Genomic DNA, 25,159 nt, shown 5'->3' on the forward strand with positions numbered 1-25,159 from the left:
GGCCGGGTACGGCCTGGTCGCGCATGGATCGTGCCTGGTCGACGGTGAACACCACATCGGGCATGAGCACACCTCACTCGATCTCGGACGGGCTGTTCTGGACGAGCGGGAGGGTCGTGCAGGACACGGTGCGGCGAAACCGCACCGCTCAGGGCCGCGGCAGCATGGCGTGCCGGGGGTCGCGGGTGACGGGGGTCGCCCGCCGGGAGCGGCCGGGCACCGCGCTGACCACGTCGGGCCGGTCGGCACTGCGCTCCCCGTCGTCGAGGGCCCGTCGCAGCCCGGAGTCCATGCCGCGCAACGCCGGGGCTCCCCAGATCCGGCCGCCGTCGCGGCCGCAGTCCGGGCAGGGTTCGGCGGCGGTGACCTCGGCCATCGACCGGACCAGGTCGAACGGGCCGCACACCGGGCAGCGGTAGGAGTAGGTGGGCACGGGACCTCCCCGAAGGCCGGCTCCTCAGAATAATGTCCTGAGAAACTATTCCAACAGCAACTGTCGGTCAAGCCGGTGCGTCGGCCAGCCGGGCGAGAACGTCGAAATCGAGGCCGTCGGCCCGAGCGAGGTGGACACTCTGCAGCAGATGGTTGTCCGCCAGCGCCACCACCCCCCGCGGACTCTCGTACACCAGCGAGCGACCGGCTGCCTCGAGCGCGGGCGTCGACAGCTCGCCCGCCGCCGCCGCGAGCCGGGCGAGCAGGACGAGCCCCTCGTAGCAGGACTCCCCCGGCGCGTTCAGCATGGGCGCCGCGACGCCGAACCGCGCCGCGTAGCGGCGCGAGAAGTCGAGCCCGGCCGCGCTCGGCAGCGCCTCGAAGAACCCGGCGGCGGCGTACAGGCCCGCGGTGCCCTCGGGGCCCGTGCCGAGCAGCATGTTCTCCTCCATCAACGGGGAGAGCCGCACGCAGTGCGCGTCGAGCCCGGTGGCCGCGAAGGCCCGGTTGAACCGGACGGCGTCGGCCCCGACCAGGAACATCAGTACGCCGGTCGCGCCGCTGCGGTCGACGCGGTCGAGCACGGGCGCGAAGTCCTCGGTCCCGAGCGGCACGTACATCTCGTCGACGATCTCGACGTCGGGTGCCGAGCGCACGTACGCGCGCGTCGTCCGGGCCGACGCCCGCGGCCACACGTAGTCGTCGCCGACGATGCACCAGCGGCGCACGCCGAGCTCCCGCACCAGCCAGTGCAGGGCGGGCAGGACCTGCCGGTCGGGCGTCTCGCCCGTGAGGAAGAGCCCGGGCGTGCGCTCCCCGCCCTCGTAGAGCGGCGTGTAGACGTACGGCGCGCGCCCCGCTACGACAGGCGCGACCTCCTGACGGACGGCCGAGATGTGCCAGCCCGTCACGGCCTGGACGTCGCCGGCGTCGAGCAGGGCCCCGACCTGCGCGGCCACCAGCGACGGTCGTTGCCCGCCGTCGACGAGGCGCAGCCGCACCTCGCGCCCGAGCACTCCGCCGGCGTCGTTCAGCTCGTCGGCGGCCAGCGTCCCGCACGCCTCGCAGGACGGCCCGAAGATGCCCGCGGGCCCACTGCGCGGCACGACGAGAGCCACGTCGAGCGGCGGACGCCGGCGGACCAGCGACACCACCCGACCACCTCCCCCGTGCGCCCGCGTTCGCGGCGTGCACCCCCAGCGTTCCGTGCCGGACGCCGGGACACCAGAGCGCGGCGGCGGGCATCGCCGGGCGCGAGGGATACTTTCGCCCGACACAGTTGCGACGTGTACTGTTCACACTGACAGCGCTGTCGCGGCGATCGACCCGAACGCGCAGGAAACCGGAGGGAGCACGTCGTGGCGGCTCGCGATGCCCACCACGCCCTCGCGCTCGGCCGGCTCCTGCACCGCCTCGACCGGGCGGTGACGGCACGGATCGAGGCGGCACTCGCGGGCGCGGTGACCGTCGACCAGTGGCGGGCGCTCGACCTGCTCGCCGACGGCGCGGGTCATCCGATGAACGTGATCGCCGCGCACGTCGGCGTGCCCGCGCCGACGCTGACGAAGATCGTCGACCGGCTCGTCGACGCCGCGCTCGTGCACCGGCGCGTCGACGAGGCCGACCGGCGCCGCGTGCTCGTCCTGCTGACCGACGCCGGCCGCGCCCTCCACGGGCGGCTGGCCGGCCCGGTCGCCGACACCGAGCGCGAGGTCGTCGCCGCGCTGGGCGAGGAGGCCGCCACCGTCCGGGACCTGCTGCAACGGCTGGCCGACCGGCTCGGCTGAGCGACACGCTCAGCGCGAGCGGCGGTTCTGCCGCTTCTCCCGCACGCGCACCGACAGCCGCACCGGCGAGCCGGTGAACCCGAACTCCTCGCGCAGCCTGCGCTCCAGGAAGCGCCGGTAGCCCGCCTCCAGGAAGCCCGTCGTGAACAGCACGAACGTCGGCGGCCGGGTCTGGGCCTGGGTCGCGAACAGGACCTTGGGCTGCTTTCCGCCACGCACCGGCGGCGGCGTCGCGGCGATGACGTCGGCCAGCCAGCCGTTGAGCCGGCCCGTGGGGATCCGCTGGTCCCACGACGCGAGCGCCGTCCGCAGCGCCGGCGCGATCTTGGCGACGGACCGCCCGGTCAGCGCCGACACGTTGACCCGCTCGGCCCAGCGCACCCGCACGAGGTCGCGCTCGAGCTCGCGCTTCATGGCCAGCCGCCGGTCCTCGTCGACGAGGTCCCACTTGTTGAACACCAGCACGAGCGCCCGGCCGGCCTCCTCGACCATGCCGATGACGCGCTGGTCCTGCTCGGCGATCGGCTCGCTCGCGTCGATCAGCACGACCGCCACCTCGGCCGCCTCGATCGCCGACTGCGTGCGCAGGCTCGCGTAGAACTCCGTGCCGCTGGCCGTCCGGACTCGCTTGCGCAGTCCGGCGGTGTCGACGAAGCGCCAGATCTCGCCGTCGAGCTCGACCAGGGAGTCGACGGGGTCGACGGTCGTGCCGGCGACGTCGTGCACCACCGAGCGCAGCTCGCCCGACACCTTGTTGAGCAGGCTCGACTTGCCGACGTTCGGCTTGCCGACGAGCGCCACCCGCCGCGGACCGCCGGAGCCGGCGCCGACGTCGTCGCGCGGGGTCTCGGGCAGCAGGTCGAGGACCGCGTCGAGCAGGTCGCCCGAGCCGCGCCCGTGCAGGCCCGAGACCGGGTGCGGCTCCCCCAGCCCGAGCCGCCACAGCGCGGCGGTGTCGGAGGTCAGCCGGTCGTCGTCGACCTTCGTCGCGACGAGGATGACCGGCCGGTCGGAGCGGCGCAGCACACGCGCGACGGCCTCGTCGGTGGCCGTCGCGCCGACGGACGCGTCGACGACGAGCATCACCGCGTCGGCCGTGCGCATCGCGAGCTCGGCCTGCGCGGCCACCGCGCCCTGCAGGCCGGTGGCGTCGGGTTCCCAGCCGCCGGTGTCGACGAGGGTGAACCGGCGGCCGTTCCACAGCGCGTCGTAGGAGATGCGGTCGCGGGTCACCCCGGGGACGTCCTGCACGACCGCCTCGCGCCGCCCGATCAGCCTGTTGACCAGCGTCGACTTGCCGACGTTCGGTCGCCCGACGACGGCGAGCGTCGGCGTCGGCGCCGCTCCGCCCGGCTCGTCGGTCCCGGCGTCGGCCCACTGCTCGTCGTCGGCGGCGACGAAGTCGTCGGGGTCGATGCCCAGCGCAGCCATCGCGGCGCGGTCGCCCCGGTCGGTCCCTGTCTCGTTCACGTGGTGCTCCGTACCTCGTCGAGCTCCGCCACCAGCGCGGCGAGCGAGGCCCGGATCGTCTCGGTGGCCGCCGCCAGCTCGGCGCGGCCCTTTCCGGCCGGTGGCGCCATCGGCTCACCGACCAACAGGTCCACCCGCGGCCGCCACCGTCGGGCGGCACCCGGCGGGCGGTAGGTGCCCCGGCACACGACCGGCAGCACCACCGCGCCCGCCGACCGCGCCAGCCACGCCGCGCCCTGCTGGGCGGCGGCCACCTCACCGCTGCCGCGGGTGCCCTCGGGGAACACCCCGATCATCCCCCCGCCGCGCAGCACGCCCAGTGCCGCCGTCAACGACCGCCGGTCGGCCTCGCCGCGGCGTACGGCCAGCTGACCGATCCGCGGCAGGACCGCGCCGAGCGGGCCGCGGAACATCTCCTGCTTCACCAGGAACACCGCACGGCGCCCGAGTAGTCCGAACAGCAGCGGACCGTCGAGCATCGAGCTGTGGTTCGCGACGAGCACGACCGGCCCGGTGGCCGGGACCCGCTCACGATGGTGCACGTGCACCCGGAACGCGGGCCGGAAACACCAGGTGCCGATCCAGCGGGCGACGTCGGTCAGGCGCGGCCACGCGCCCGCGGGGAGATCCGGTGCACGCCGGGCGGGGGCGGACGCGCTCACGTCAGCAGTCCGCGCTCCGACACCAGCCGGAGCAGTTCCTCGAGCACGGCCTCGACGGACAGCTCGTCGGTGTCGACGAGCAGCGCGTCCGGCGCCCGGTGCAGCGGCGACACCGCGCGCGTCGAGTCCAGCCGGTCGCGGCGGCGCACGTCGGCGAGCGTGACGGCGGAGTCCACCCCGCGGCCGGCGCGGGCGTCCTGGCGCCCGCGGCGCGCCGCCCGGACCTCGTCGGACGCCGTCAGGTAGACCTTGAGCGGGGCGTCGGGGGCGACGACGGTGCCGATGTCACGTCCCTCGACGACGATCCCGCCCGGCTCCGTCAGCGCCGCGGCGATGACCGCCTGCTGCTCCTTGACGAGCTGCGTCCGGACCTCCGACAACGCCGACACCGCGCTGACCAGGCCCGTCACGGCGGGGCCGCGGATCTCGGCCGCCACGTCGTCGCCGTCGAGCCGGATCGTGGGGCCGGCAGGGTCGGTGCCCGACTCGATCCGGGCCGCGGTGGCCGCGGCGACGAGCTCTGCCGCCGGGGCGGACTCGTCGAGCCCTGCGCGCAGGACCGCCAACGTCGCGGCGCGGTAGGTCGCGCCCGTGTCGAGATAGGCCGCGCCGCACGCCGCCGCCAGCCTGCGCGACACCGTCGACTTGCCGGTGCCCGACGGGCCGTCCATCGCCACGACGCCGCGCAGCGTGCCCGGACCGGTCACCGCACCGACTCCTCCCCGGACCTGCCCACCGGGGCACGGTCCCACCCGCCGCTCGACCGGCCGGGCCCGGCGGCTGTCGCGGGCCGCCGACCATTGTGCCGTGCGCCCGCTTCGCCCCTGCCCCCGCATCACCCCCGGGGACGAGTGCGCCGGACGCGACCGCCCGGGGGACCTCCTGCTGCGGGACCTGCTACTGCGGCAGGTCCGTGCGCAGCGCGGCCGCGCCGCGCAGGTAGACGTGCCGCAGGTCCGCACGTGAGCGCGGGGTCTCGACGTGTGCCAGCAGCCGCAGCACCCGCGGCATCGCCCCCGGCACGGCGATCTCCGTCGCGCACATCAGCGGGACGTCGGTCAGCCCGAGCAGCCGGGCGGCATAGGCCGGGAACTCCGCGGTGAGGTCCGGCGTCGCGGTGAAGACGATCGAGATGATGTCGTCGGACGCCAGGCCGTTGCGGTCGAGAACCGCCTTCACCAGCTCCGCCGAGCCCTCGAGGATGTCGTCCCTGGAGTCCGAATCGACCTGGATGGCGCCCCGCACCGCACGTACAGCCATGTCCGGCACCCTATGCCCCCGTGGCCGGGACGCCCGTCAGAGACCCACCGCGCGGTAGAGGGCCCCGACCTCCGCCTGGTTCAGCGGGCGCAGCTTGCCGGGCCGCTGGTCGCCGAGCCGGACGTCGCCGATGGCGGTGCGCACCAGCCGCAGCACGGGGTACCCGACCTCGTCCATCAGCCGCCGGACGACGTGCTTGCGCCCCTCGTGCAGGACGATCTCCACCATCGACCGCCCGCCGGAGGAGTCGACCAGGCGGAACGAGTGCACGACGACCGGGCCGTCCTCCAGCTCGACACCGGTCCGCAGCCGCTTCCCGACGTCGCGCGCGACCTGGCCGGCGACCTCGGCGACATAGGTCTTCTGCACCTCGAACGACGGGTGCATCAGCCGGTGACCGAGCTCACCGTCGTTGGTCAGCAGCAGCAGGCCCTCGGTGTCGGCGTCGAGGCGGCCGACGTGGAACAGCCGTCCGGCCTGGTTGAGCAGCTCGGCGCGGTCGGCGACGAGGTCGCCGACGCACTCGCGGCCGCGGTCGTCGGACATCGTCGAGAGCATGCCGCGCGGCTTGTTCAGGGCGAGGTACACGAGATCGTCGCGAAGGACGATCCGCGACCCGTCGACGTGCACGACGGCCGTGTCCGGGTCGACGCGGCGGCCCATCTCGCGCACGATCTCGCCGTCCACGCTGACCCGGCCCGCGGCGATCAGCTCCTCGGCGGCCCGCCGGGACGCGACGCCCGCCTGGGCGAGCACCTTCTGCAGGCGGACACCGTCGGAATTCTGGGTAGTCATCACACTCACGTCTGGTTGATCTCGTCTTCGGGGTCTCGGAGGTGCCGGTGGACGTCGGGCTGGCTCACGGCTCCTCGATCGCGTCGATGCTGTCGACGTCCGGGAGCAGCGGGGCGAGCGGGGGCAGGTCGTGCAGCGAGCCGAGGCCGAGCCGCTCCAGGAAGAGCTCGGTGGTGCGGAACAGCGTGCCCTGGGTGTGCGGGTCGACGCCCGCCTCCTCGACGAGGCCGCGGGTCAGCAGGGTACGCAGCACCCCGTCGCAGTTGACGCCGCGGACCGCCGCGACCCGGGCCCGCGTGACGGGCTGACGGTAGGCGACGATCGCGAGCGTCTCCAGGGCGGCCCTGGTCAGCCGGGCGCGCTGGCCGTCGAGCAGCAGCCGCTCGACGAACGGGGCGTGCCGGTCGCGGGTGTAGAACCGCCAACCGCCCCCGACGTGGCGCAGGTCGATCCCCCGTCCGGCGGCGGCGTACACGCCCGACAGCCGCTCCAGTGCCGCCCGGACGCGGCCGACGGGCTCGCCGACCGCGGCGGCCAGCACGTCGGCCTCGGTCGGGTCGTCGACGACGAGCAGCAGCGCCTCGAGCGCGGCGTCGAGGTCCGCGTCGGACTCGAGTACCGGCAGGTCGCCGGGACGGTCCGGCTGGGGGCCGGCCGCCGTCTGCGCGCCGGGGTCGACCGCGTCGAGGTCGACCGGTTCCGGTTCGACCGGGCCGGTGTCCGTGCGCGCGGCATCGACCGGGTCGGCCCCGTGCTCGATGGGGCCGTGCCCGTTGCGGCCGTGCACGTCGACGCCGGCGGTCGGGTCGCCTGCGGTGGTGCGATGGTCGAACTGGCTCACGGCTCGTCTTCGGGGTCGGCTGACGGTGCGTCCGGCGGAGGGCCCGCCTCGTCGCCGGACTCGGCGGCGATCCAGCGGACGGTCAGCTCGCCGAACGCCTCCGGCTGGTCCAGCCACACGCTGCGTTCACGGTACAGCTCCAGCACCGCGAGGAAGCGGGCGACCACCTCCAGCGGCCCGACGCAGTCGGCGGTGAGCTCGGCGAACGACGCCGTCCCCATGGTCGCCAGCCACTCCCGCAGCAGCGCGGCGTGCTCGGGCACCGACACCTGCGGGGCGTGCAGGTGGTCGACACCGACCGTCGGCGGCGGCTTCGGCCGGAACACCGACGCGGCGAGCTCGGCGAACGCGTCGGGGTCGACGCCGAGCAGCACCTCGGGCAGCAGCGCCGAGAACCGTTCCTCCAGCGCGACCGACCGCGGGAAGCGGCGCAGCGCGGTCGACTCCAGCTCGACGAACATCGCCGCCACCTGCTTGTACGCCCGGTACTGCAGCAGCCGCGCGAAGAGCAGGTCGCGGGCCTCCAGCAGGGCCAGGTCCTCGACGTCCTCGACGTCGCCGCCCGGCAGCAGCCGCGCGGCCTTCAGGTCGAGCAGCGTGGCCGCGACGACGAGGAACTCGGTGGTCTCGTCGAGGTCGACCCCGCCCTTGCTCTCCCCCATCTCCTTGAGGTGCGCGATGAAGTCGTCGGTGACCCGGTGCAGGGCCATCTCGGTGATGTCGAGCTCGTGCTTGCCGATCAGCTGCAGCAGCAGGTCGAACGGGCCCTCGAAGTTGTCGAGACGCACCCGGAACCGGGCGGGCCGCTCGGGTGGCGGCAGCGGGTCGTTCTCGACCAGCGTCACCGGGCGAGGACCTCGCGGGCCAGCAGCCGGTAGGCCTCGGCACCGTTCGACGTCGGCGCCCACGTCGTGATCGGCTCGCCGGCGACCGTCGTCTCCGGGAACCGGATCGTGCGGTTGATGACGGCGTCGAACACCTTGTCCCCGAACGCCTCCACCACGCGCTGGTGCACCTCGCGGGTGTGCAGGGTGCGCGGGTCGAACATCGTCGCGAGCACGCCGAGCAGTGTCAGGTCCGGGTTCAGCCGGTCGGTGACCTTCTCGATCGTGTCCATCAGCAGCGCGACGCCGCGCAGGCTGAAGAACTCGCAGGCCAGCGGGATGAGCACCGCGTCGGCGCAGGCCAACGCGTTGATCGTGAGCAGGCCGAGCGAGGGCTGGCAGTCGATCAGGACGATGTCGTAGCGGTCCAGCACGCGCTTGAGCGCCCGGCCCAGTGCCTGCTCGCGGCCGACCTCGGTGACGAGCTGGACCTCCGCCGCCGACAGGTCGATGTTGCTGGGCAGCAGGTCCATGCCCTCGACGCCCGTCTCCAGGATCACGTCGTCGGCCTCGACCCCGCGGTCCATGAGGAGGTTGTAGATCGTCGTCTCCAGCTGGTGCGGCTGCACACCCAGCCCGACCGACAGCGCGCCCTGCGGGTCGAAGTCGACGAGCAGCACCCGGCGCCCGTACTCGGCCAGCGCGGCGCCGAGGTTGATCGTCGACGTCGTCTTGCCGACGCCGCCCTTCTGGTTGGCGACCGCGATCACCCGGGCGGGTCCGTGCTCGGTCAGCGGCTCCGGTACGGGCGCACTCAAGCGGTGTCTCCCTCCGACGCGACCCGGCGCGGGTGTCGCGCCTCCGGCCGCGTCGACGCCGACCGTGTCGTCGGCGTCGTAGTCCTCGTCGTCGTGGGGGTCACGTCGGGGTTCGAAGGGCCGCGGTGTGTCCATGCGGGCTCCGGTCTCCTCGTGGGCGCCCCTACCGGGGGTGGTCCTGGCCGCAGGGTAGGAACCCGTGCGACGTGCGGCAACGCGGCTCGCCGTAGCCGGGCGAGGCGATCGGCAACGCTACGCCGTCCGGCCGAGTCGAACTGCCAGGGGGTCGCCCGTCGTCACCGCGGGTCAGGCGCCGGTGACCGTCACGTCGCCCGCCGTGCTCGACGCCGTGATCCGCGAGGGCGCCGACGCGTCGGTGGGGACGTCGACGTCGGTGCTGCCCGCCGTGGTGTCCGCGCTGACCGCGTACGGCCCGCCCGGGACGCGCACCGTGACCGCGCCCGCCGTCGACTCCGCGTCGACGCTGCGCGGTGCCGCGGCGAACGTGAGCTCGACCGCACCGGCCCTGCTCCGTGCCCCGACCTGCCCGGCCGTGAGGCCGTCCGCGGTGACGCCGCCCGCGTTCGCCGTGAGGTCCTGGTCGCCCGCGAGCCCGGTCACCCGCAGCTCGCCCGCCCCCAGCTCGGCCTTCGCCGCAGCCGCCTTCGGCACCGTCACGACGAACGCGGCCTCGCAACGGTCCGTGCCGCGGCCCGGACACCGGGCGGTGACGCGCAGAACGGTGCCGTCGACGCTCTCGGTGACCGTCGGCTTCGCGTCACCGGTCCAGCGCAGGGTCTGGTCGACGGTGGCCGAGCCGTCCGCGCCCGCCTTCACCTGGAGGTCGCCGGAGTCGGAGTCGATCTCGACGCGGTCGATCGCGACGTCGTGGCGCCGGCTCGTGGTCTCCTGACGCGTCCCGTCGGCCGCAGTGGCGGTCGCCGCCGTGCCCTGCGACGAGCCGTCCTGGGCCGACCCCACGCCCGTCACCTGCACACCGCCGCACGCCGCGACCACCGCGACCAGCGCGGCGAGCAACGGGACCGCCAGGACGCGCGCGCGGGTGCGGCTCATCGAGGCACGATAGCGGGCGCGGTCAACCCCGGGCCCGCGGATGCGCCGTCGCGTAGACCTCGCGCAGCGTGTCGACGGTGACGTGGGTGTAGATCTGCGTCGTCGCGACGGAGGCGTGCCCGAGCAGCTCCTGCACCACGCGGACGTCGGCGCCCCCGGACAGCAGGTGCGTCGCGAAGCAGTGCCGCAGCGTGTGCGGGGAGACCTCGGCCCGCACGCCGGCGACCTCGGCCGCGCCGCGCAGCACGTGCCAGGCGCTCTGCCGCGACAGCCGGGCGCCGCGGGCGTTGAGCAGCAGGGCGGGCGAGCCGCGGCCGCGGGAGGCCAGCGCGGGTCTGCCGCGGACCAGCCAGGCGTCGACGGCGGCCAGCGCGGGCCGGCCCACCGGGACGACGCGCTGCTTGCCGCCCTTGCCGTGCAACAGCACGGTCCGCGATTCGGCGTCGAGGTCGTCGACGTCGATCCCCACGGCCTCGGAGATTCGGGCGCCCGTCGAGTAGAGCAGCTCCAGCAGCGCCCGGTCGCGCAGCCCCGTCGGGCCGTCGCCGATGCAGCCCGCGAGCAGCTGTTCCACCTCGTCGACGGTCAGCGTGCGCGGGAGCCTGCGGGCCGTCGCGGGTGGGGTGACCGCGCGGGAGACGTCGTCGTCGACCAGCCCGTCGCGGGCCGCGAAACGGTGCAGGCCGCGGACCGCCGCGAGCGCCCGCGCCGCCGACGACGCGGCGAGCGGCGCCGGGCCGCTGCGCAGCGCCGCGACGAAACCGGACACGTCCGCCTCCTGCACGGCGGCGAGGTCGTCGACGCCGCGCTCGCGCAGGTGCGCGACGTAGCGGCGCAGGTCGTTGCCGTACGCGCGCAGCGTGTTCGGCGAGCTCCCCCGCTCGACGGCCAGATGCGCCATGAACGCGTCCACCGCGCGCTCGACGCGGTCCGTCGCCACTGCCACCGGCGCCACCCCCACGGTCCATCGTGCCGTGCCGGGGCCCGGGCGCGGCGGCACCACGCCGAGCCCCCGCCGTCACGCCGGGCGGCGGTCGGGACGGACGTCAGGAGAGGGCGGGGATGACCTCGCGCTCGAACAGCTCGATCCCCGACCGGTCCCAGGCCGCCTCGGGGAAGTAGAAGATCCCGTAGGCCAGCCCGCGCTTCTGCAGGTCCTGCAGGCTCTCGACGACCTGCTCGACGGTCCCGCACGCGGGCATCCCCTTGACCGCACCGAGCTGCCGGTCGGCCTGCTCCGAGCCGGCGATCCGGCTGACGCGGTCGTGCATCCGCCGCAGCCGCTCCGCGACCTCGGCCTCGTCACGGCCGATCGCGACGTTGTAGTTCGCCGAGCGGACGATCGCGTCGAAGTCGGTGCCGACCTCGCGGCAGTGCTCCGCGAGCAGCTCGGACTTGCGGGTGAAGCCGTCGGGCGTGCCGTCGAAGTTCGTGTACGCCGCGTAGCGCGCCGCGATCTTGAGCGTGACCTTCTCACCGCCACCGGCGATCCACAGCGGGATCCCGCCGTCCTGCAGCGGCGTCGGGAACACCCGGGCCCCGTCGACGGTGTACTGCCGGCCCGCGAAGTTCACCACGCCGTCGGTCCAGGCCTGCCGGAAGATCTGCACGCCCTCGTCGAGCATCCGCAGCCGCTCGGCCGCGCCCGGGAAGCCGTAGCCGTAGGCCCGCCACTCGTGCTCGTACCAGCCCGCGCCGATGCCCATCTCGACGCGCCCCCCGGAGACGATGTCGACCGTCGCCGCGACCTTCGCCAGGTACACCGGGTTGCGGTAGGCCATGCACGTACACATCTGACCGAGCCGGACCCGCTCGGTGACCGCGCCGAACGCCGACATCAGCGTCCAGGCCTCGTGGGTGGCCTCGTCGGTGGGAACGGGGACGGTGTGGAAGTGGTCGTAGACCCAGACCGACTCCCACGGACCGGCGTCCGCGTGCTGCGCGAGGCCCTTCATCACGTCCCACTGCCGGGCGGGTTCGATGCCGACGAGATCGAGCCGCCAGCCCTGGGGAACGAACATGCCGAAGCGCATACCAGCCATGGCCGGGAGCCTATGCCCGGCACGGGCTCCCGGCCGGGCCGACGGGTGTTCCTCACACCCCGCTCCGTGCGGATCCGCGTGATCGGATGCGCAGTGTGCCCGACCTGCGGCGTTTCGCCGTCGAGCGGCGCCTTGCCCCGCCGCGTGCTCGGTCGGCGGCGCGGTCGGTCGGCGGCGCGGTCAGTCGGCGGCGCGGGCGGCGAGGCGCGCGGCGAACCGCCGCGGCCGGTCGACCCACGGCGCGTCGACGGGCCTGCCGGCCCGTCCCGACAGCGCGTGCACGGCGAGCACCCCGGCCACCGTCGCACCGTTGACGATCGTGCCGTCGAGCACCATCGCGAGCGCCTCGTCGAGCGGCACCCGGTGCACCTGCAGGTCGGCCTCCTCGTCGTCCTCCCCCGCCGGTCGGCCCACGTCGGTGAGCCCGCGGGCCAGGTAGACACGGACGGCCTCGTCGGAGAACCCGGGCGAGGGCACCGTGTCGACGAGCACCGACCACTCGCGTGCCTCGAGGCCCGCCTCCTCGTGGAGCTCGCGGCGCGCCGTCACCGCCGGGTCCTCCCCGGCGACGTCGAGCAGCCCGGCCGGCAGCTCCCACAGCCGCCGTCCGACGGCGTGCCGGTACTGCAGGATCAGCACGATCCGGTCCTCGTCGTCGAGCGCGGCGATCGCGACCGCGCCCGGGTGCTCCATGATCTCCCGGGTCGCGACCCGCCCGCCGGGCATGACGACCCGGTCGGTGCGCAGGGCCATGACCCGGCCCTCGTAGACGTCGGCCGACGACTCGACGGCGAACTCGTGCCGGTCGGTCACGGGCGCACCGCGGCGACGGAACCGTTCGCCGAGGCGTCCGCGTCGACGGTGACGGCCTCCTGCGGGGCCGGGCGCCCCGGCGTGGCGTCGTCGCCGTGCACGTCGACCGGCAGCCGCTCCGCCGCCCGGTAGCCCAGTGCGGCGCGCACGAACGCGGCGAACAGCGGGTGCGGCCGGGTCGGGCGGCTCTTGAGCTCGGGGTGGGCCTGGGTGCCGACGAAGAACGGGTGCACCTCGGCCGGCAGCTCGACGAACTCCACCAGCGTGCCGTCGGGCGAGGTACCGAACCGCAGGCCCGCCTCGGCGAGCCGGTCGCGGTAGGCGTTGTTGACCTCGAAGCGGTGCCGGTGGCGCTCGGAGACCTCCGTCGTCCCGTACGCCTTCGCGACGATCCCGCCGTCGGCCAGCGTCGCCGGGTAGGCGCCCAGGCGCATCGTGCCGCCCATGTCGCGCTCCCCGGCGACGACGTCGACCTGCTCGGCCATCGTCGAGATGACCGGGTGGGCCGTGGCGGGGTCGAACTCCGTCGAGCTGGCGCCCTCGAGGCCGGCGACGTTGCGGGCGGTCTCGATCACCATGCACTGCAGGCCGAGGCACAGCCCCAGCGTCGGGATGCCGCGGGTGCGGGCGTGGGTGACGGCGCCGAGCTTGCCCTCGATCCCGCGGATGCCGAAGCCGCCGGGCACGAGCACCCCGTCGACACCCTCGAGCGCGGCCGCCGCGCCCGCCGGGGTCTCGCACAGGTCCGACTGCACCCACCGGATTTCGACCCGCGCGCGGTGCGCGAACCCGCCCGCCCGCAGCGCCTCCGTCACCGACAGGTACGCGTCGGGCAGGTCGACGTACTTGCCGACGAGCGCGATCCGCGCCGTCTCCCGTGGATGGTGGACGCGGTCGAGCAGGTCGCCCCACACCGTCCAGTCGACGTCGCGGAACGGCAGTCCCAGCCGCCGCACGACGTAGGCGTCGAGCCCCTCGCGGTGCAGCACCTTGGGGATGTCGTAGATCGACGGCGCGTCGGGCGCCGCGGCGACACCGTCGAGCTCGACGTCGCACATCAGCGAGATCTTGCGTTTCATCGCGTCCGGGATCTCCCGGTCCGCGCGCAGCACCAGCGCGTCGGGCTGGATACCGATGTTGCGCAGCGCCGCGACCGAGTGCTGGGTCGGCTTGGTCTTCAGCTCGCCCGACGGCGCCAGGTAGGGCACCAGCGAGACGTGCAGGAAGAAGCAGTTGTCCCGGCCGACCTCGTGGCGGACCTGACGAGCGGCCTCGACGAACGGCAGCGACTCGATGTCGCCGATCGTGCCGCCCACCTCGGTGATGACGACGTCGGGCACGATCCCGTCGGCGTCCGGCGCCGCCATCGCGAGGATGCGGTCCTTGATCTCGTTGGTGATGTGGGGGATGACCTGGACCGTGTCGCCCAGGTACTCGCCACGCCGCTCCTTGGCGATGACCTCGGAGTAGACCTGCCCGGTCGTGACGTTGGCGCGACCGTGCAGGTCGCGGTCGAGGAAGCGCTCGTAGTGGCCGATGTCGAGGTCGGTCTCGGCGCCGTCCTCGGTGACGAACACCTCGCCGTGCTGGAACGGGTTCATCGTCCCGGGATCGACGTTGAGGTAGGGATCGAGCTTCTGCATGGTCACCCGCAGTCCGCGGGCGGTCAGCAGTTGACCGAGGCTGGAGGCGGTGAGCCCCTTCCCGAGCGAGGAAGCGACCCCTCCGGTGACGAACAGATGGCGTGTGGCGCGTGGCTGCACGGAACTTCAGCCTACCCGGAAGGTCCGGATCCGCTGCGGGCGCCCCGCCGGTCGATCGTCACCCGTCCGGGGCACAGCGCCCCCGGCACGGCCGTCCGGGGTACAGCGCCCCGGGGGCACAGCGGTCCGAGGGCACCCGGGGTCCGACGGTCAGGCCGGGACCGTCGCGTCGGCCTTCGGCCCCGAGCCGTAGCTGCCGGCCTTGCCGTCGAGCTGCTCGCGCAGCGCGAGCACCGTCGCGATCCGGCCGGAACCGGTGTCGACGTCGTCGACGGTCGACAGGCCCGCCGTGGCGGTGCGGTCGGCGCGCGCGACCCCGACCGCCCCCGTCGCGGCGGCGGACCCCTGCCGTCCGACGAGCACCGCGCCCGCCGAGTCGCGGTCGAGCTCGGTCGCCAGCCGGGCCGGGACCGCGGCGGCGTCACCCGCGTCCGGGCCCTGGAACGTCGACCCGGTGACGACCAGCACCAGGTCGGCCGGCGCGGGCGCCGGGCCCGCCGTGACGAACCCGGCCGTGGTGAGGCCCGAGACCACGGCCTGCGCCTGGTCCGCCGTGGCCTGCGGCTTCCCGTCGCGCAGCGCGAGCACCGCGGCGAGCAGTCCGCCCGCGAGGCTCCCCGGGTCCGACGCGGCGGGCAGCTGCGCGCCCGTCGGGAGCAGCTGGGCCGTCAGCTCACGCAGCTGGTCGGCCCGGCCGGGGTCGGTGACGGCGTCGGTCAGGGCGAGCGTCCCCGTCGTCGTGCCGCCCGCCTGGCCGATCAGCGACGCGACGGCGTCACGGTCGGCAGCCGTCGCCCCGACCGTGACCACCGCGACGGACCGGCCGGTGAGCAGCCCCTTGACGACCGACGGCCCGATCCGCGCCGCGAACTGGTCGGCGGAGGCCTGCTCGGCGAGCAACGCGTCGCGCTGGGTGGTGAGCTGGTCGACCTGCGTCGACAGGTCGTCGCGGGTGGCCGAGACGGCCGACAGCACGCGGTCGGAGAGCCCGCTCGAGCCGAGGAAGACCCCGACGGCGAGCGCGAGGAAGACCGCGGCGATGGACACCGCGTGGTACCGCAGGGAGATCACCCGAACACGTCCTTGAACCATCCGACGACGGTGTGCCAGGCCTGCACGATCGCGTCGAACACCGCGTCGCCCGCCCGGGACACGAGCAGCGCGGCGACGACCGCGACCGCGGCGGCCACGATCATGAGCACGATCGCCCCGACCGAGATGCGGCTGCGGTAGAGCGCCGCGATCATCCGGCCGTCGACGAGGGTGCCGCCCAGCTGCAGCCGGGTCAGGAACGTCGAGGCGTTGCTGCCCGACCGGCCGCGGTCGAGGAACTCGGCCATGCTCGCCGAGAGGCCGACGGTCACGACCATCGACGCGCCGCGGTGGTGGGCCAGCAGCAGCGCGAGGTCCTCGGGGTTGGCCGTGCTCGGGAACGTCACCGCGCTCGCGCCGAGGTCCTGCACCCGGTGCAGGCCAGGGGCGTGCCCGTCGGCGTACGCCGGCACGACGACGTCGGCGCCGCTGGTCAGCGCGTCCGTCGACACCTCGGCGGGATCGCCGACGATGAGGTGCGGGCGGTGCCCGGCGGCGAGCAGCGCGTCGGCGCCCGCGCCGACCCCGAGCAGCACCGGCTGGTACTCGCGGATGTAGTCCTTGAGCCGGGCCAGCTCCTTCGTGTGGTCGAACCCGGTGCCCACGACGAGGACCTGCCGGCCCGCGAGCTCGACCTCGACCTCCGGGACCCCGTGCCCGTCGAGCAGCAGGGCGCGCTCCTGGCGCATGAACTCCGTGGTGTTGGCGGCGAACGCCTCGAGCTGGTGGGTCAGCCCCGACTTGGCCTCGACGAGCGCGTCGGCGACCGAGTCGGCGTCCTGCTCGACACCGCGGGCGATCTCGGTCTCGCCGGAGTAGAGGACGCCCTCGTGCAGCCGGAGCCTGCTGCCGTCCTTCGCGGTGCGCAGGACGTCCTCGCCGACGCCGTCGACCAGCACGATCCCGGCGCCGACGATCACCTCGGGCCCCAGGTTCGGGAACCGCCCGGAGATCGACGGCGACGCGTTCACGACGGCCGCGACCTCGGCCGCGACCAGCGCGTCGGCCGTGGCCCGGTCGATGTCGATCTGGTCGATCACCGCGATGTCGCCCGGGCGCAGGCGGCGCAGCAGGGCGTCGGTCCGACGGTCGACGCGGGCGGTCGCGGCGAGCCCTGGCAGCTCGGGTCGCGAGCGGTTCAGCAGGCCGGACAGCTTCATGCACGCACTGTGACATCCGGGGCGGACGATCCCGTGCAGGCACGCCGGGGACGCCCCGTGAGATCACCACCCGTTCGGGGCCGCGCGGTGCGCACCGCCGTCGCACGGGCCGCAGGTCGCAGCCGTCCGCGGACGGGCGCGTCAGCTCGCGCGGCGCGTGCGCCCCCTGCCCTTCGGGGCCGAGCGGGCGGCGCGCTTGTCACCGTCCGCCGTCGCGAGCAGCTCCTCGGCGTGCGCGCGGCCCGACGACGTCTCGTCGAGCCCCGCGAGCATCCGGGCCAGCTCGACGACGCGGTCCTCCTGGCCGAGGGTGCGCACGGAGCTGCGGGTGACCCCGCCCGCGCCGGCCTTGTGCACCACCAGGTGCCGGTCGGCGTACGCGGCGACCTGGGCCAGGTGGGTCACGACGATCACCTGGTGGCTGGTGGCCAGCCGGGCCAGCCGCCGGCCGATCTCCACGCCCGCGCGCCCGCCGATGCCGGCGTCGACCTCGTCGAACACCATCGTGGGCACCGGGTCGGCGCCGGCGAGCGCGACCTCCAGCGCGAGCATGACGCGCGAGAGCTCGCCGCCCGACGCCCCCTTGTGCAGCGGCTGCGGCGCCGACCCGGCGTGCGGGGTGAGCCGCAGCTCGACCTCGTCGGTGCCCGATCCGCCGGCGACCAGCGGGGTGCCGTCGACGACGATCGCCTCCCCCGCCTCGACGGCCTCCGGCGACGCCGTCCGCGGCGCCACCCCGACGGCGAGCACCGCGTCGCGCATGGCGAGCCCGGCGAGCTCGGCCGTGGTCTCGGCCGCGAGCCGGGAGGCGGCCGTGGTGCGGGCCGCGGTGATCGCGGCGGCGTGCCCGGCGAGCTCGACGGCCAGCTCGTCGCGGCGGGCGGCCAGTGCGGCCAGCGCCTCGTCGGAGGTGTCGAGGTTCTGCAGCCGCGCCCTGGCCTCGTCGGCCCAGGCGAGGACACCGTCGGTGTCGGCGGCGTACTTGCGGGTCAGCGCCCGGAGCTCGGCCTGCCGCGAGAGCACGGCGGCGAGCCGTTCGGGATCGGCGTCGAGCCGGTCGAGGTAACCGGTCAGCTCCGCGGCGACGTCGTCGAGCACGGCGAGCGCCTCGCCGAGGCGGGCGTCGAGCGCCGCGAGCTCCGGGTCCTCCGAGCCGGCCAGCCGGTGGCGCGCCTCCCCGACGAGCCCGGCGGCGCCGGGCGCGTCCATCGCGGCGGCCGCGTCGTCGGCACCGGCGAGGGCCACCCGCGCGCCCGTGGCGGCCTCGCGCAGGTCGTCGGCCGCGGCGAGCCGCCGAGCCTGCTCGACCAGCTCACGGTCCTCCGCGGGCCGGGGCGCGACGGCCTCGATCTCCGCCAGCCCGTGCCGCAGCAGGTCCGCCTCCTGGGCCAGCCTGCGGGCACCGTCGCGGCGCTCGACGAGCTCCGCGCACACCTTCTGCCACTCCGCGCGCACCGCGCGGTAGGCCTGCAGCGGCGCCGCGACCGCGTCGCCGGCGTAGCGGTCGAGCAACGCCCGCTGGTCGGCCGGGCGCAGCAGGCGCAGCTGGTCGTTCTGGCCGTGCACGGCCAGCGACGCCTCGGCGAGCCGGCCCAGCACCCCGACGGGGACGGAACGGCCCCCCAGATGGGCACGGGACCGGCCGTCGGCCGACACCGTGCGCACCGCGATCAGCTCACCGTCGTCGACGTCCGCGCCGACCTCCTCGGCCAGGGCGAGGGCCTGCGCCCGGGCGAGGAACCTGCCCTCCACGACCGCCCGCCGGGCCCCCTCCGACACCCGCGAGGCCTCGGCCCGGCCGCCGCCCAGCAGCGACAGCCCCGTGACCACCATCGTCTTGCCCGCGCCGGTCTCACCGGTCAGGACCGTCAGCCCCGGGTCGAGCTCCAGGGTGGCGTCGTCGATCACGCCGAGGCCCTGGATCCTCATCTCGGCCAGCATGCGCCGAAGCGTACGGCGCCGGACCGACATCGCGCCCGCCGCCATCCACAGGCCCCCCGGCCTGCGGCGACCGGCGGCTCAGCCTTCGTCCGCCGCGTCGGGGCGGTCGTCCGCGTCGGGACGGCGCTGACCTCGCCACCCCCGGACGGGCAGGTCGAACTTGCGGACGAGCCGGTCGGCGAACGGCCGCCCGTCGAGCCGCACCAGCCGGACGGGCTGCGCGCCGCGCCCGATCTCCACCCGGGCGCCGGGCGGCAGCGGGATCGTGCGCCTGCCGTCGCAGTCGAGGATCGCGGCCGGCCCGTCGGGATGGACCTCGATCGCGAGGTGGGAGTCCGGCGCGACCACCATCGGCCGCGCGAACAGCGCGTGCGCGTTGCTGGGCACCAGCAGCAGGGCCTCGACCAGCGGCCACACGACGGGCCCGCCCGCGGAGAACGCGTACGCCGTCGAGCCGGTCGGCGTCGCGCAGATGACGCCGTCGCAGCCGAAGCTCGACACCGGGCGGGCGTCGACCTCCAGCGTCACGTCGAGGATCCGCTCGCGGCTCGCCTTCTCCACGCACGCCTCGTTGAGCGCCCACGTGCGGCCCAGCTCGGTGCCGTTGACGCGGGCGACCACGTCGACCGTCATGCGTTCCTCGACGCTGTACTCGCGCGCGACGATCGCGTCCACCGCCGCGTCGAGCGAGTCCTCCTCGACCTCGGCGAGGAAACCGACGTGGCCGAGGTTCACCCCGAGCAGCGGCACCCCGCACGCGCGGGCCAGCGCGGCACCGCGCAGCAGCGTCCCGTCGCCGCCCAGCACCAGCACCATCTCCGAGCCGACCGCCCGGCCCGGTTCCTCGGGCACGACGACCGGCTCGAACCCGGGCGGCAGGTCGAGGTCGACGCGCTTGCGCTCGGCCTCCAGCATGCGGATGCGCACGCCCTCGGCCGCGAGCCGCTTCGCGACCGCCGCCGCCGTGCGTCGCGTCTTCGGCCGCCCGGTGTGCAGGACGACGAGGATCTCCCGCGGCTGCGTCACCGGGGGCCCTCCGCGACCGCACGGGCCAGCACGTCGTCGCCCGCGTCGGCGTCCCCGGGCCCCGACTCCAGCCGCAGGAAGTACTCGACGTTGCCCGACGGGCCCGGCAGTGGGCTCGCGACCGCGCCGAGCACCCGCAACCCGGCCTCCCGCGCCGCGCCCGCGACCTCGGTCAGCGCCGCGAGCCGCAGCGCCGGGTCGCGCACGACCCCGCCCGACCCCAGCCGGGACCTGCCCACCTCGAACTGCGGCTTGACCATCGGCAGCAGCGTCCCGCCCGGCTCGGTGCACGCGACGAGCGCCGGCAGCACGGTGCGCAGTGAGATGAACGACAGGTCGGCGACGGTCAGCGCCGCAGGACCGCCGATGTCGTCGGGGGTGAGCGCGCGGACGTTGGTGCGGTCGTGGACCTGCACCCGCTCGTCGCTGCGCAGCCGCCAGACGAGCTGGCCGTAGCCGACGTCCACGGCGACGACGCTCGCCGCGCCGCGGTCGAGGAGCACGTCGGTGAACCCGCCGGTCGAGGCGCCCGCGTCGAGACAGCGCAGGCCCGTCACGTCGACCTCGAACGCGTCGAGGGCGCCGAGCAGCTTCGCCGCGCCCCGGGAGGCCCACTCGCGCCCGGGGGTCTCCGCGACGACGACGGGGGTGTCCCGGTCGATCTGCGTCGCGGCCTTGCCGGCCGGAACGCCGCGCACGACGACGCGGCCCTGCTCGATCATCTCCGCCGCCTGCGCCCGCGACCGGGCGAGGCCGCGGCGGACCAGCTCGGCGTCGAGCCGGGCCCGGACGGCCACGTCCGTCACCGCCCGTCGGGCTGGTCGCCCGACGGGCCGCCCGCGGCGAGCGCCTCGCCGAGCGCGGCGTGCACGGCCTCGAACGCCGCGACGTGCTCGGCCACCGGCCGGCCGGCGACCGCGTCGAGCCCGGCCACCGCGCGCTCGACCGACGCGCGCACGGCCTCGACCGGCCGCGCACCCGCCGGCGCGGAGGGCGGCGGGCCCGGACGGGGATCACCGGGCAGCGGCACCGCTCGGGGTGCCGGGCGATCCGGTGACGGGTCTGTCATGGTCTGGCTCCCGGGACGGCGTCGGATGCCGCCACGGTAGCCGGTCCGCCCGGGACGGCGGACCGGCCCGCCGACGAGGTCGCTCGGGACGAGGCGGACCTCACGCGCCCGTCGCGGCGCCGACGTCCTGCGCGTCGCGCGTGACGAGGCCGAGTTCCGTCGCGACCCCCGCGGCGGCGTCGCCGTCGGTGCGCAGCGTGTACGGGCCGCCGCCGCGCGCCCAGTGCACCGCGCAGAGCGAGCGGAGTGCGTCGAGCCCCGGCTCGGGGGAGCCGTCGCCGTCGCCCGCGAGCAGCACGCCGCCGTCCGGCGCGGCCTCGACGTACCAGCCCGGCCGCACGGCGTCCGTCGCGAGCTCGACCGCCGGTCGCGGCAGCGCGGTGAGGTTCGCGGCGACGTAGGCGGGCCGCTGCTGGGGCACGGCGGCGAGGACGTCGGACGGCCCGCTGATCCCGGTGAGCACCAGCAGCGTCGGCAGCGAGGCCGCGTGACCGCCCTCGATGTCGGTGTCGAGCCGGTCGCCGACGACGAGCCCGGCGCGCGCGCCGCTGCGTTCGACCGCCTCGCGGACCAGCCGCAGTCCCGGCTTGCCCGCGACCTGCGGTTCCAGACCCGTCGCGACCTTCAGGGCCGTGACCATCGCACCGTTGCCCGGGAGCGGGCCGCGCGGGGTGGGCAGGGTGAGGTCGGTGTTCGTCGCGACCCAGATCCCGCCGGCGCGCAGCACGACCGACGCCTCGGCCAGGTTCCGCCAGCCCGTGTCGGGGTTGTGCCCCTGGATGACGGCCACCGCACCGGGGGCTTCACGGACGGGCTTCAGTCCGACGAGCGCGCACTCCTCGGCCAGCGCGTCCGTCCCCAGGACGAGGACCGCGGCACCCGGGTCGACCTGCTCGGCCAGCAGCGCCGCACCCGCCTGGGAGCTGGTCATGACGTCGTCGGTCGTGGCCGGGAAGCCCAGCTCGCCGAGGTGCGCCGCGACCTCCGACGGCCGTCGCGACGCGTTGTTGGTGACGTACGCCGTCCGCACACCACGCGCCGCGGCGTCGACGACCGCGTCGACGGCGTGCGGGATGGCGTCGTGGCCCGCGTAGAGGGTGCCGTCGAGGTCGACGAGCAGCACGTCGTGCAGCTCGAGCAGGCTCCGCTGGTCGGTCATCGCGCGTCGGGGCGTTCGTCGTCGATGTCCGGGCCGGTGGCTGCCTCGTTCACGTCGGTGTCTCCTGTCGTCGCCGCGTCCTCCGCCGGGACGGGCCCGGAGCCGGTGGACGTCTCGTCGTCACTCCCACCCTGGTCCACGACCGGTTCCGGGTCGAGAGCGTCCGGGTCCGACGCATCGGGGTCCGACGCATCGGGGTCGGACGCGGCGGGGTCGGGAGCGCCCGGGTCGGGAGAACCCGGGTCGACGACATCCTCGACGGCGGTGCTCACGTCGGCCTCCCCCGCGGAGAGGTCGTCGAGGGGGTACTCCTCCTCGCCGAACGTGATGTCGTCGGCGGACTCGAGCTCCTCGCCGGTGAGCTCGGCGATGCGGGCGGCGGCGTCGGTCTCGCCCTCGACGTCGGCGTCGTGGGCGTGCACGAACCACTGCACGGCGTCGGCCTCACGGCCCGCGGCGAGCAGGTTGTCGGCGTAGGCGTAGAACAGCCGCGCGCTCCACGGGTCACGCCGGGCCGGGTCGAGATCGGGCACCTGCAGCCCGACGATCGCGGCGTCGAGCTCACCGAGGTCGCGGCGCGCACCGGCCGCGACGATCAGCAGCTCGATGCGGTCGGCGGGCGCGAGGTCGGCGACCTCGGGACCGCGAGTCAGCTCGAGTGCCCGCTCGGGACGGCCGAGGGCCCGCTCGATGTCGGCCATCAGCGCCAGGTGCCCGGGTCCGCCCCCCATCCGACGGGCCGCGCGCAGCTCACCGAGCGCCTCGGTCCACTCCCCCGCGTGGTAGGCGACGATGCCCGACGCCTCCCGCACCACCGCGATGCGCGACGCCCGGCGCCGCGCGTACCGCGCGTGCTCCAGCGCCAGCTGCGGGTCGTCGTCGACGAGGGAGCCCGCCGCGACCAGGTGGCGCGCCACGGTCTCGGCCGTCTCCTTCTGCAGGCCGCGCAGGTCGCGACGGACCTCGGAGTCCAGGTCGGACGCCGCGATGGCGTCGTCGAGGACGGGTGCGCGCACGTGCCGCTCGGCATCGTCGCGGTCGTCGCGCCGTGCGTCCCGACCGTCGTCCCTGCGGTCGTCACGGCCGCGGCCGGGCCCGCGGCGGTCGTCGTCGCGACGCGGCCGGTCCCGGTCCCAGGAGCCGCGCGGTTCGCGCCGGTCGGACCGCGCACGGTCGGCGTACTGCCGACCGGCCGGCCGGCGCGCAGGCCCGCGGTCACGGTCGTCACCGGCCCTGCCCTCCGCCGCTGCCGACGGCTCGTCGCCCTCAGCGCGGTCGTGGGCCGCCGCGGCGTCGCCGATGCCGGAACCCGACGTCGGCGCGGCCGGGCCGGCCTCGTCGGCGGCGTCGGGTCCCGACGGCGCCGAGCCGGCGTCACGGCGTGCGAAGTCGGCTCCACCGAGTGGCCCGCGCCGCCGCGGCGTCGGAGCATCCTCACGACGGTCGTCGCTCCAGCCACCCGACGTGTCGGGGGCGCTCTCGCCGGGGGCGTCGTCGCGACGCCAGCCGCCGGCCCGGTCCCCGCGGTCGTCCCGGGAGCTGCGCTCGTCCCAGCCGCTGCGGTCGTCGCGGGTCACCCGGTCGTCGCGCCGGGGCCGGTCCGCACGACCCGGCCGGTCGTCGCGGCGATACCCGCGGCCGCCGGCCGGCCGGTCGTCGCGGCTGCGGTCGCTGCGGAACCTGTTGTCGCCGTACCGGTTCTCACGACGGCCGCCGTCCCCGCGACGGTCGTCCCTGTCCCGGTCGTCACTGCGGCGGTCGTCACTGCGGCGGTTGTCACTGCGGCGGTCGTCCCGGTAGCGGTCGTACGGGGCAGGGTCGGCAGCGGGGCGGTCGTGGCGCCGGGCGCCACCGGAGCGATCGTCCCCGCCCCGCTCGTCCCAGCGCCGGCCGCGGGACCGGTCGTCGCGGGAGCGGTCGCCGGTGGGGCGCCGGTCCTCCCAGCGAGGCCGGCCCTCGCGCTCCGCGTCGCGCCCACGGTCCTGGGACCGCCGCTCGCTGCTGCCGTAGGGGCGGTCCGCGCCACGGCGGTCGTCGCGCCGCCCGGCGTACCCGGCGGAGCCGCCCCGGTCGTCGCGCCGGGCGGTGTACCCGCGGGAGCTGCCGCGGTCGTCGCCGTAGCGCGACGAGCCGGCACGGTCGTCACGTCCCCGGTCGTCGCGCCGGCGGTCGTCACCCTCACGGCGCCAGCCGCCGCCCGACCGGTCGTCACGGGCATCGCCACGGCCGTGGGGTCGCCGATCCGTGCCGCCGCCGCTGCGGTCCTGCCGGAAACCGTTCTCGCGCTTGTCCTGCCACCGGCCGCCCGGCCCGCCGCGGCCGGAGTCGTCCCGACGGCCGCCGCGGTCATCGCCACGCCGGTCATCGCTGCGCCGGTCATCGCTGCGCCGGTCGGACCGGTAGCCACCGCCGCGCCGGTCGTCCCGGCCCTGGCCGCTGCCAGGGCGAGGGCCCCGGTCGTCCCGCGACCGTCGGTCACCATCGGCACGCGGGCGGTCGGACCCCCGGTAGCCGCCGCGGGACCTGTCGTCGCGGTTCGGGCGGGACCCACGGGCGTCGTCGCGCCCGGACCGGTCGCCGTCCTGGCGGCGCGGCCGATCGTCCCCGCGGCGATCACCTTCGCGCGCAGTCCAGCCGGAACCGACACGGCCGCTGTCGCGAGAACGGTCGCGCCGCTCGCCCTGATCATTTCTGCTAGCCCGTCCGCCATTTCCGGCGGGCCGACCCGAACCCTGACGAATTCCGTCACGACGATCGCGTCGCGGACGGTTATCGTCGGAACCATCCGCGATACTCATGGGTCCAGAATACAAAAGTGGGCCCCAGCCGTGACGGCTGGGGCCCACTTCGTACCACATGTTTGATGCCGGCAGTGACCTACTCTCCCACACCCTGGCGAGTGCAGTACCATCGGCGCTGGAGGGCTTAGCTTCCGGGTTCGGGATGGGACCGGGCGTTTCCCCTCCGCCATGACCACCGACAACACTATCCAAACAAAACCCGACCCCCACCCCCAAACAACAGGGGAGAGACCCGAGACAGAACACCAACCCACCCCACAATCAGGGCAGTTGTGTGCTCAGGGTCACACAGTGGATGCGAACAACACGTTGTGGCAAGCCCTCGGCCTA

General features: G+C 75.3%; 25 protein-coding genes and 1 rRNA gene. 2 read left to right on the forward strand and 24 right to left on the reverse strand.

The window, feature by feature from the left end; genetic code table 11:
- Positions 1-148: 148 nt before the first annotated feature.
- Entirely contained in the window at positions 149-433 is a 285-nt protein-coding gene (locus tag PSD17_RS17940; protein WP_013675888.1) for an FmdB family zinc ribbon protein, read from the reverse strand.
- Between the two features lie 67 nt (positions 434-500).
- Positions 501-1,586, reverse strand: coding sequence for a substrate-binding domain-containing protein (locus tag PSD17_RS17945; protein ID WP_013675889.1), 1,086 nt, complete (start codon positions 1,584-1,586; stop codon positions 501-503).
- 204 nt (positions 1,587-1,790) lie between these two features.
- On the opposite strand from PSD17_RS17945, the gene PSD17_RS17950 reads away from it, so the two are divergent.
- Positions 1,791-2,219, forward strand: a complete 429-nt coding sequence (locus PSD17_RS17950) for a MarR family winged helix-turn-helix transcriptional regulator (protein ID WP_013675890.1) — start codon at positions 1,791-1,793, stop codon at positions 2,217-2,219.
- 9 nt (positions 2,220-2,228) lie between these two features.
- Here the strand turns inward: PSD17_RS17950 and der are convergent, their stop codons facing one another.
- The 21 genes from der to PSD17_RS18055 form a co-directional block, all read right to left on the reverse strand.
- Complete coding sequence (gene der, locus PSD17_RS17955) at positions 2,229-3,689, reverse strand: ribosome biogenesis GTPase Der (RefSeq protein ID WP_013675891.1); 1,461 nt, start codon at positions 3,687-3,689, stop codon at positions 2,229-2,231.
- Positions 3,686-4,351 (reverse strand): lysophospholipid acyltransferase family protein, encoded by a 666-nt coding sequence (locus PSD17_RS17960; RefSeq protein WP_013675892.1) that lies wholly within the window; start codon positions 4,349-4,351, stop codon positions 3,686-3,688. The genes der and PSD17_RS17960 overlap by 4 nt, the downstream gene beginning before the upstream one ends.
- Entirely contained in the window at positions 4,348-5,058 is a 711-nt protein-coding gene (gene cmk, locus PSD17_RS17965) for a (d)CMP kinase (RefSeq protein ID WP_013675893.1), read from the reverse strand. The genes PSD17_RS17960 and cmk overlap by 4 nt, the downstream gene beginning before the upstream one ends.
- A gap of 190 nt (positions 5,059-5,248) precedes the next feature.
- Positions 5,249-5,611, reverse strand: coding sequence for a chorismate mutase (gene aroH / locus PSD17_RS17970; protein ID WP_013675894.1), 363 nt, complete (start codon positions 5,609-5,611; stop codon positions 5,249-5,251).
- Positions 5,612-5,647: 36 nt separating this feature from the next.
- Complete coding sequence (locus PSD17_RS17975) at positions 5,648-6,406, reverse strand: pseudouridine synthase (protein ID WP_013675895.1); 759 nt, start codon at positions 6,404-6,406, stop codon at positions 5,648-5,650.
- Between the two features lie 64 nt (positions 6,407-6,470).
- On the reverse strand, positions 6,471-7,247 hold the full coding sequence (scpB, locus tag PSD17_RS17980; protein WP_339123653.1) for an SMC-Scp complex subunit ScpB: 777 nt from the start codon (positions 7,245-7,247) through the stop codon (positions 6,471-6,473).
- The gene (locus PSD17_RS17985) at positions 7,244-8,092 is read right to left on the reverse strand and encodes a segregation and condensation protein A (RefSeq protein ID WP_013675897.1); all 849 of its coding nucleotides are present in this window, start codon (positions 8,090-8,092) and stop codon (positions 7,244-7,246) included. Before PSD17_RS17985 ends, scpB begins: the two co-directional genes overlap by 4 nt.
- Positions 8,089-9,024, reverse strand: a complete 936-nt coding sequence (locus PSD17_RS17990; protein ID WP_013675898.1) for a ParA family protein — start codon at positions 9,022-9,024, stop codon at positions 8,089-8,091. Before PSD17_RS17990 ends, PSD17_RS17985 begins: the two co-directional genes overlap by 4 nt.
- 171 nt (positions 9,025-9,195) lie before the next feature.
- Positions 9,196-9,963, reverse strand: coding sequence for a DUF4097 family beta strand repeat-containing protein (locus tag PSD17_RS17995; protein WP_339123655.1), 768 nt, complete (start codon positions 9,961-9,963; stop codon positions 9,196-9,198).
- A gap of 22 nt (positions 9,964-9,985) precedes the next feature.
- Positions 9,986-10,909: a site-specific tyrosine recombinase XerD gene (gene xerD, locus PSD17_RS18000; RefSeq protein ID WP_013675900.1), complete on the reverse strand. Its 924-nt coding sequence runs from the start codon at positions 10,907-10,909 to the stop codon at positions 9,986-9,988.
- Positions 10,910-11,009: 100 nt separating this feature from the next.
- Complete coding sequence (locus PSD17_RS18005) at positions 11,010-11,996, reverse strand: LLM class F420-dependent oxidoreductase (RefSeq protein ID WP_339123670.1); 987 nt, start codon at positions 11,994-11,996, stop codon at positions 11,010-11,012.
- 189 nt (positions 11,997-12,185) lie between these two features.
- A complete protein-coding gene (locus PSD17_RS18010) occupies positions 12,186-12,818 on the reverse strand; it encodes an NUDIX domain-containing protein (RefSeq protein WP_013675902.1) in 633 nt (210 codons plus the stop codon).
- Entirely contained in the window at positions 12,815-14,581 is a 1,767-nt protein-coding gene (locus PSD17_RS18015; protein ID WP_339123656.1) for a CTP synthase, read from the reverse strand. The genes PSD17_RS18010 and PSD17_RS18015 overlap by 4 nt, the downstream gene beginning before the upstream one ends.
- A 150-nt stretch (positions 14,582-14,731) precedes the next feature.
- A complete protein-coding gene (locus PSD17_RS18020; protein WP_013675904.1) occupies positions 14,732-15,652 on the reverse strand; it encodes a copper transporter in 921 nt (306 codons plus the stop codon).
- Positions 15,649-16,833, reverse strand: coding sequence for a putative cytokinetic ring protein SteA (steA, locus tag PSD17_RS18025; protein WP_013675905.1), 1,185 nt, complete (start codon positions 16,831-16,833; stop codon positions 15,649-15,651). Before steA ends, PSD17_RS18020 begins: the two co-directional genes overlap by 4 nt.
- 141 nt (positions 16,834-16,974) lie before the next feature.
- Entirely contained in the window at positions 16,975-18,774 is a 1,800-nt protein-coding gene (gene recN, locus PSD17_RS18030; RefSeq protein ID WP_339123659.1) for a DNA repair protein RecN, read from the reverse strand.
- A 78-nt stretch (positions 18,775-18,852) separates the two neighbouring features.
- Positions 18,853-19,800: an NAD kinase gene (locus PSD17_RS18035; RefSeq protein WP_013675907.1), complete on the reverse strand. Its 948-nt coding sequence runs from the start codon at positions 19,798-19,800 to the stop codon at positions 18,853-18,855.
- The gene (locus PSD17_RS18040; protein WP_013675908.1) at positions 19,797-20,597 is read right to left on the reverse strand and encodes a TlyA family RNA methyltransferase; all 801 of its coding nucleotides are present in this window, start codon (positions 20,595-20,597) and stop codon (positions 19,797-19,799) included. Before PSD17_RS18040 ends, PSD17_RS18035 begins: the two co-directional genes overlap by 4 nt.
- 5 nt (positions 20,598-20,602) lie before the next feature.
- Entirely contained in the window at positions 20,603-20,758 is a 156-nt protein-coding gene (locus PSD17_RS18045) for a hypothetical protein (RefSeq protein WP_202946298.1), read from the reverse strand.
- A 211-nt stretch (positions 20,759-20,969) separates the two neighbouring features.
- Entirely contained in the window at positions 20,970-22,028 is a 1,059-nt protein-coding gene (locus PSD17_RS18050; protein ID WP_339123662.1) for an HAD hydrolase-like protein, read from the reverse strand.
- Complete coding sequence (locus PSD17_RS18055) at positions 22,025-23,044, reverse strand: hypothetical protein (RefSeq protein ID WP_339123664.1); 1,020 nt, start codon at positions 23,042-23,044, stop codon at positions 22,025-22,027. The genes PSD17_RS18050 and PSD17_RS18055 overlap by 4 nt, the downstream gene beginning before the upstream one ends.
- Here PSD17_RS18055 and PSD17_RS18060 point away from each other — a divergent pair, their 5' ends adjacent.
- Positions 23,045-24,892 carry a hypothetical protein gene (locus PSD17_RS18060; RefSeq protein WP_339123666.1) on the forward strand — a complete coding sequence of 616 codons (1,848 nt, stop codon included), beginning with the start codon at positions 23,045-23,047 and terminating at the stop codon, positions 24,890-24,892. It begins immediately after the preceding gene.
- Here the strand turns inward: PSD17_RS18060 and rrf are convergent.
- Positions 24,893-25,009: ribosomal RNA gene (gene rrf / locus PSD17_RS18065) — 5S ribosomal RNA — on the reverse strand.
- Positions 25,010-25,159: the final 150 nt, after the last annotated feature.

This window comes from Pseudonocardia sp. D17 (assembly GCF_036984265.1).
Taxonomy (GTDB): domain Bacteria; phylum Actinomycetota; class Actinomycetes; order Mycobacteriales; family Pseudonocardiaceae; genus Pseudonocardia; species Pseudonocardia benzenivorans.

Bases quoted from the DNA above. Each gene is read 5' to 3' on its own strand.
- aroH (WP_013675894.1), bottom strand. From the start codon at position 5,611: ATGGCTGTACGTGCGGTGCGGGGCGCCATCCAGGTCGATTCGGACTCC.
- PSD17_RS17975 (WP_013675895.1), bottom strand. From the start codon at position 6,406: ATGACTACCCAGAATTCCGACGGTGTCCGCCTGCAGAAGGTGCTCGCC.
- PSD17_RS17990 (WP_013675898.1), bottom strand. From the start codon at position 9,024: ATGGACACACCGCGGCCCTTCGAACCCCGACGTGACCCCCACGACGAC.
- PSD17_RS17995 (WP_339123655.1), bottom strand. From the start codon at position 9,963: ATGAGCCGCACCCGCGCGCGCGTCCTGGCGGTCCCGTTGCTCGCCGCG.
- PSD17_RS18005 (WP_339123670.1), bottom strand. From the start codon at position 11,996: ATGCGCTTCGGCATGTTCGTTCCCCAGGGCTGGCGGCTCGATCTCGTC.
- steA (WP_013675905.1), bottom strand. From the start codon at position 16,833: ATGAAGCTGTCCGGCCTGCTGAACCGCTCGCGACCCGAGCTGCCAGGG.
- recN (WP_339123659.1), bottom strand. From the start codon at position 18,774: ATGCTGGCCGAGATGAGGATCCAGGGCCTCGGCGTGATCGACGACGCC.
- PSD17_RS18050 (WP_339123662.1), bottom strand. From the start codon at position 22,028: ATGACCGACCAGCGGAGCCTGCTCGAGCTGCACGACGTGCTGCTCGTC.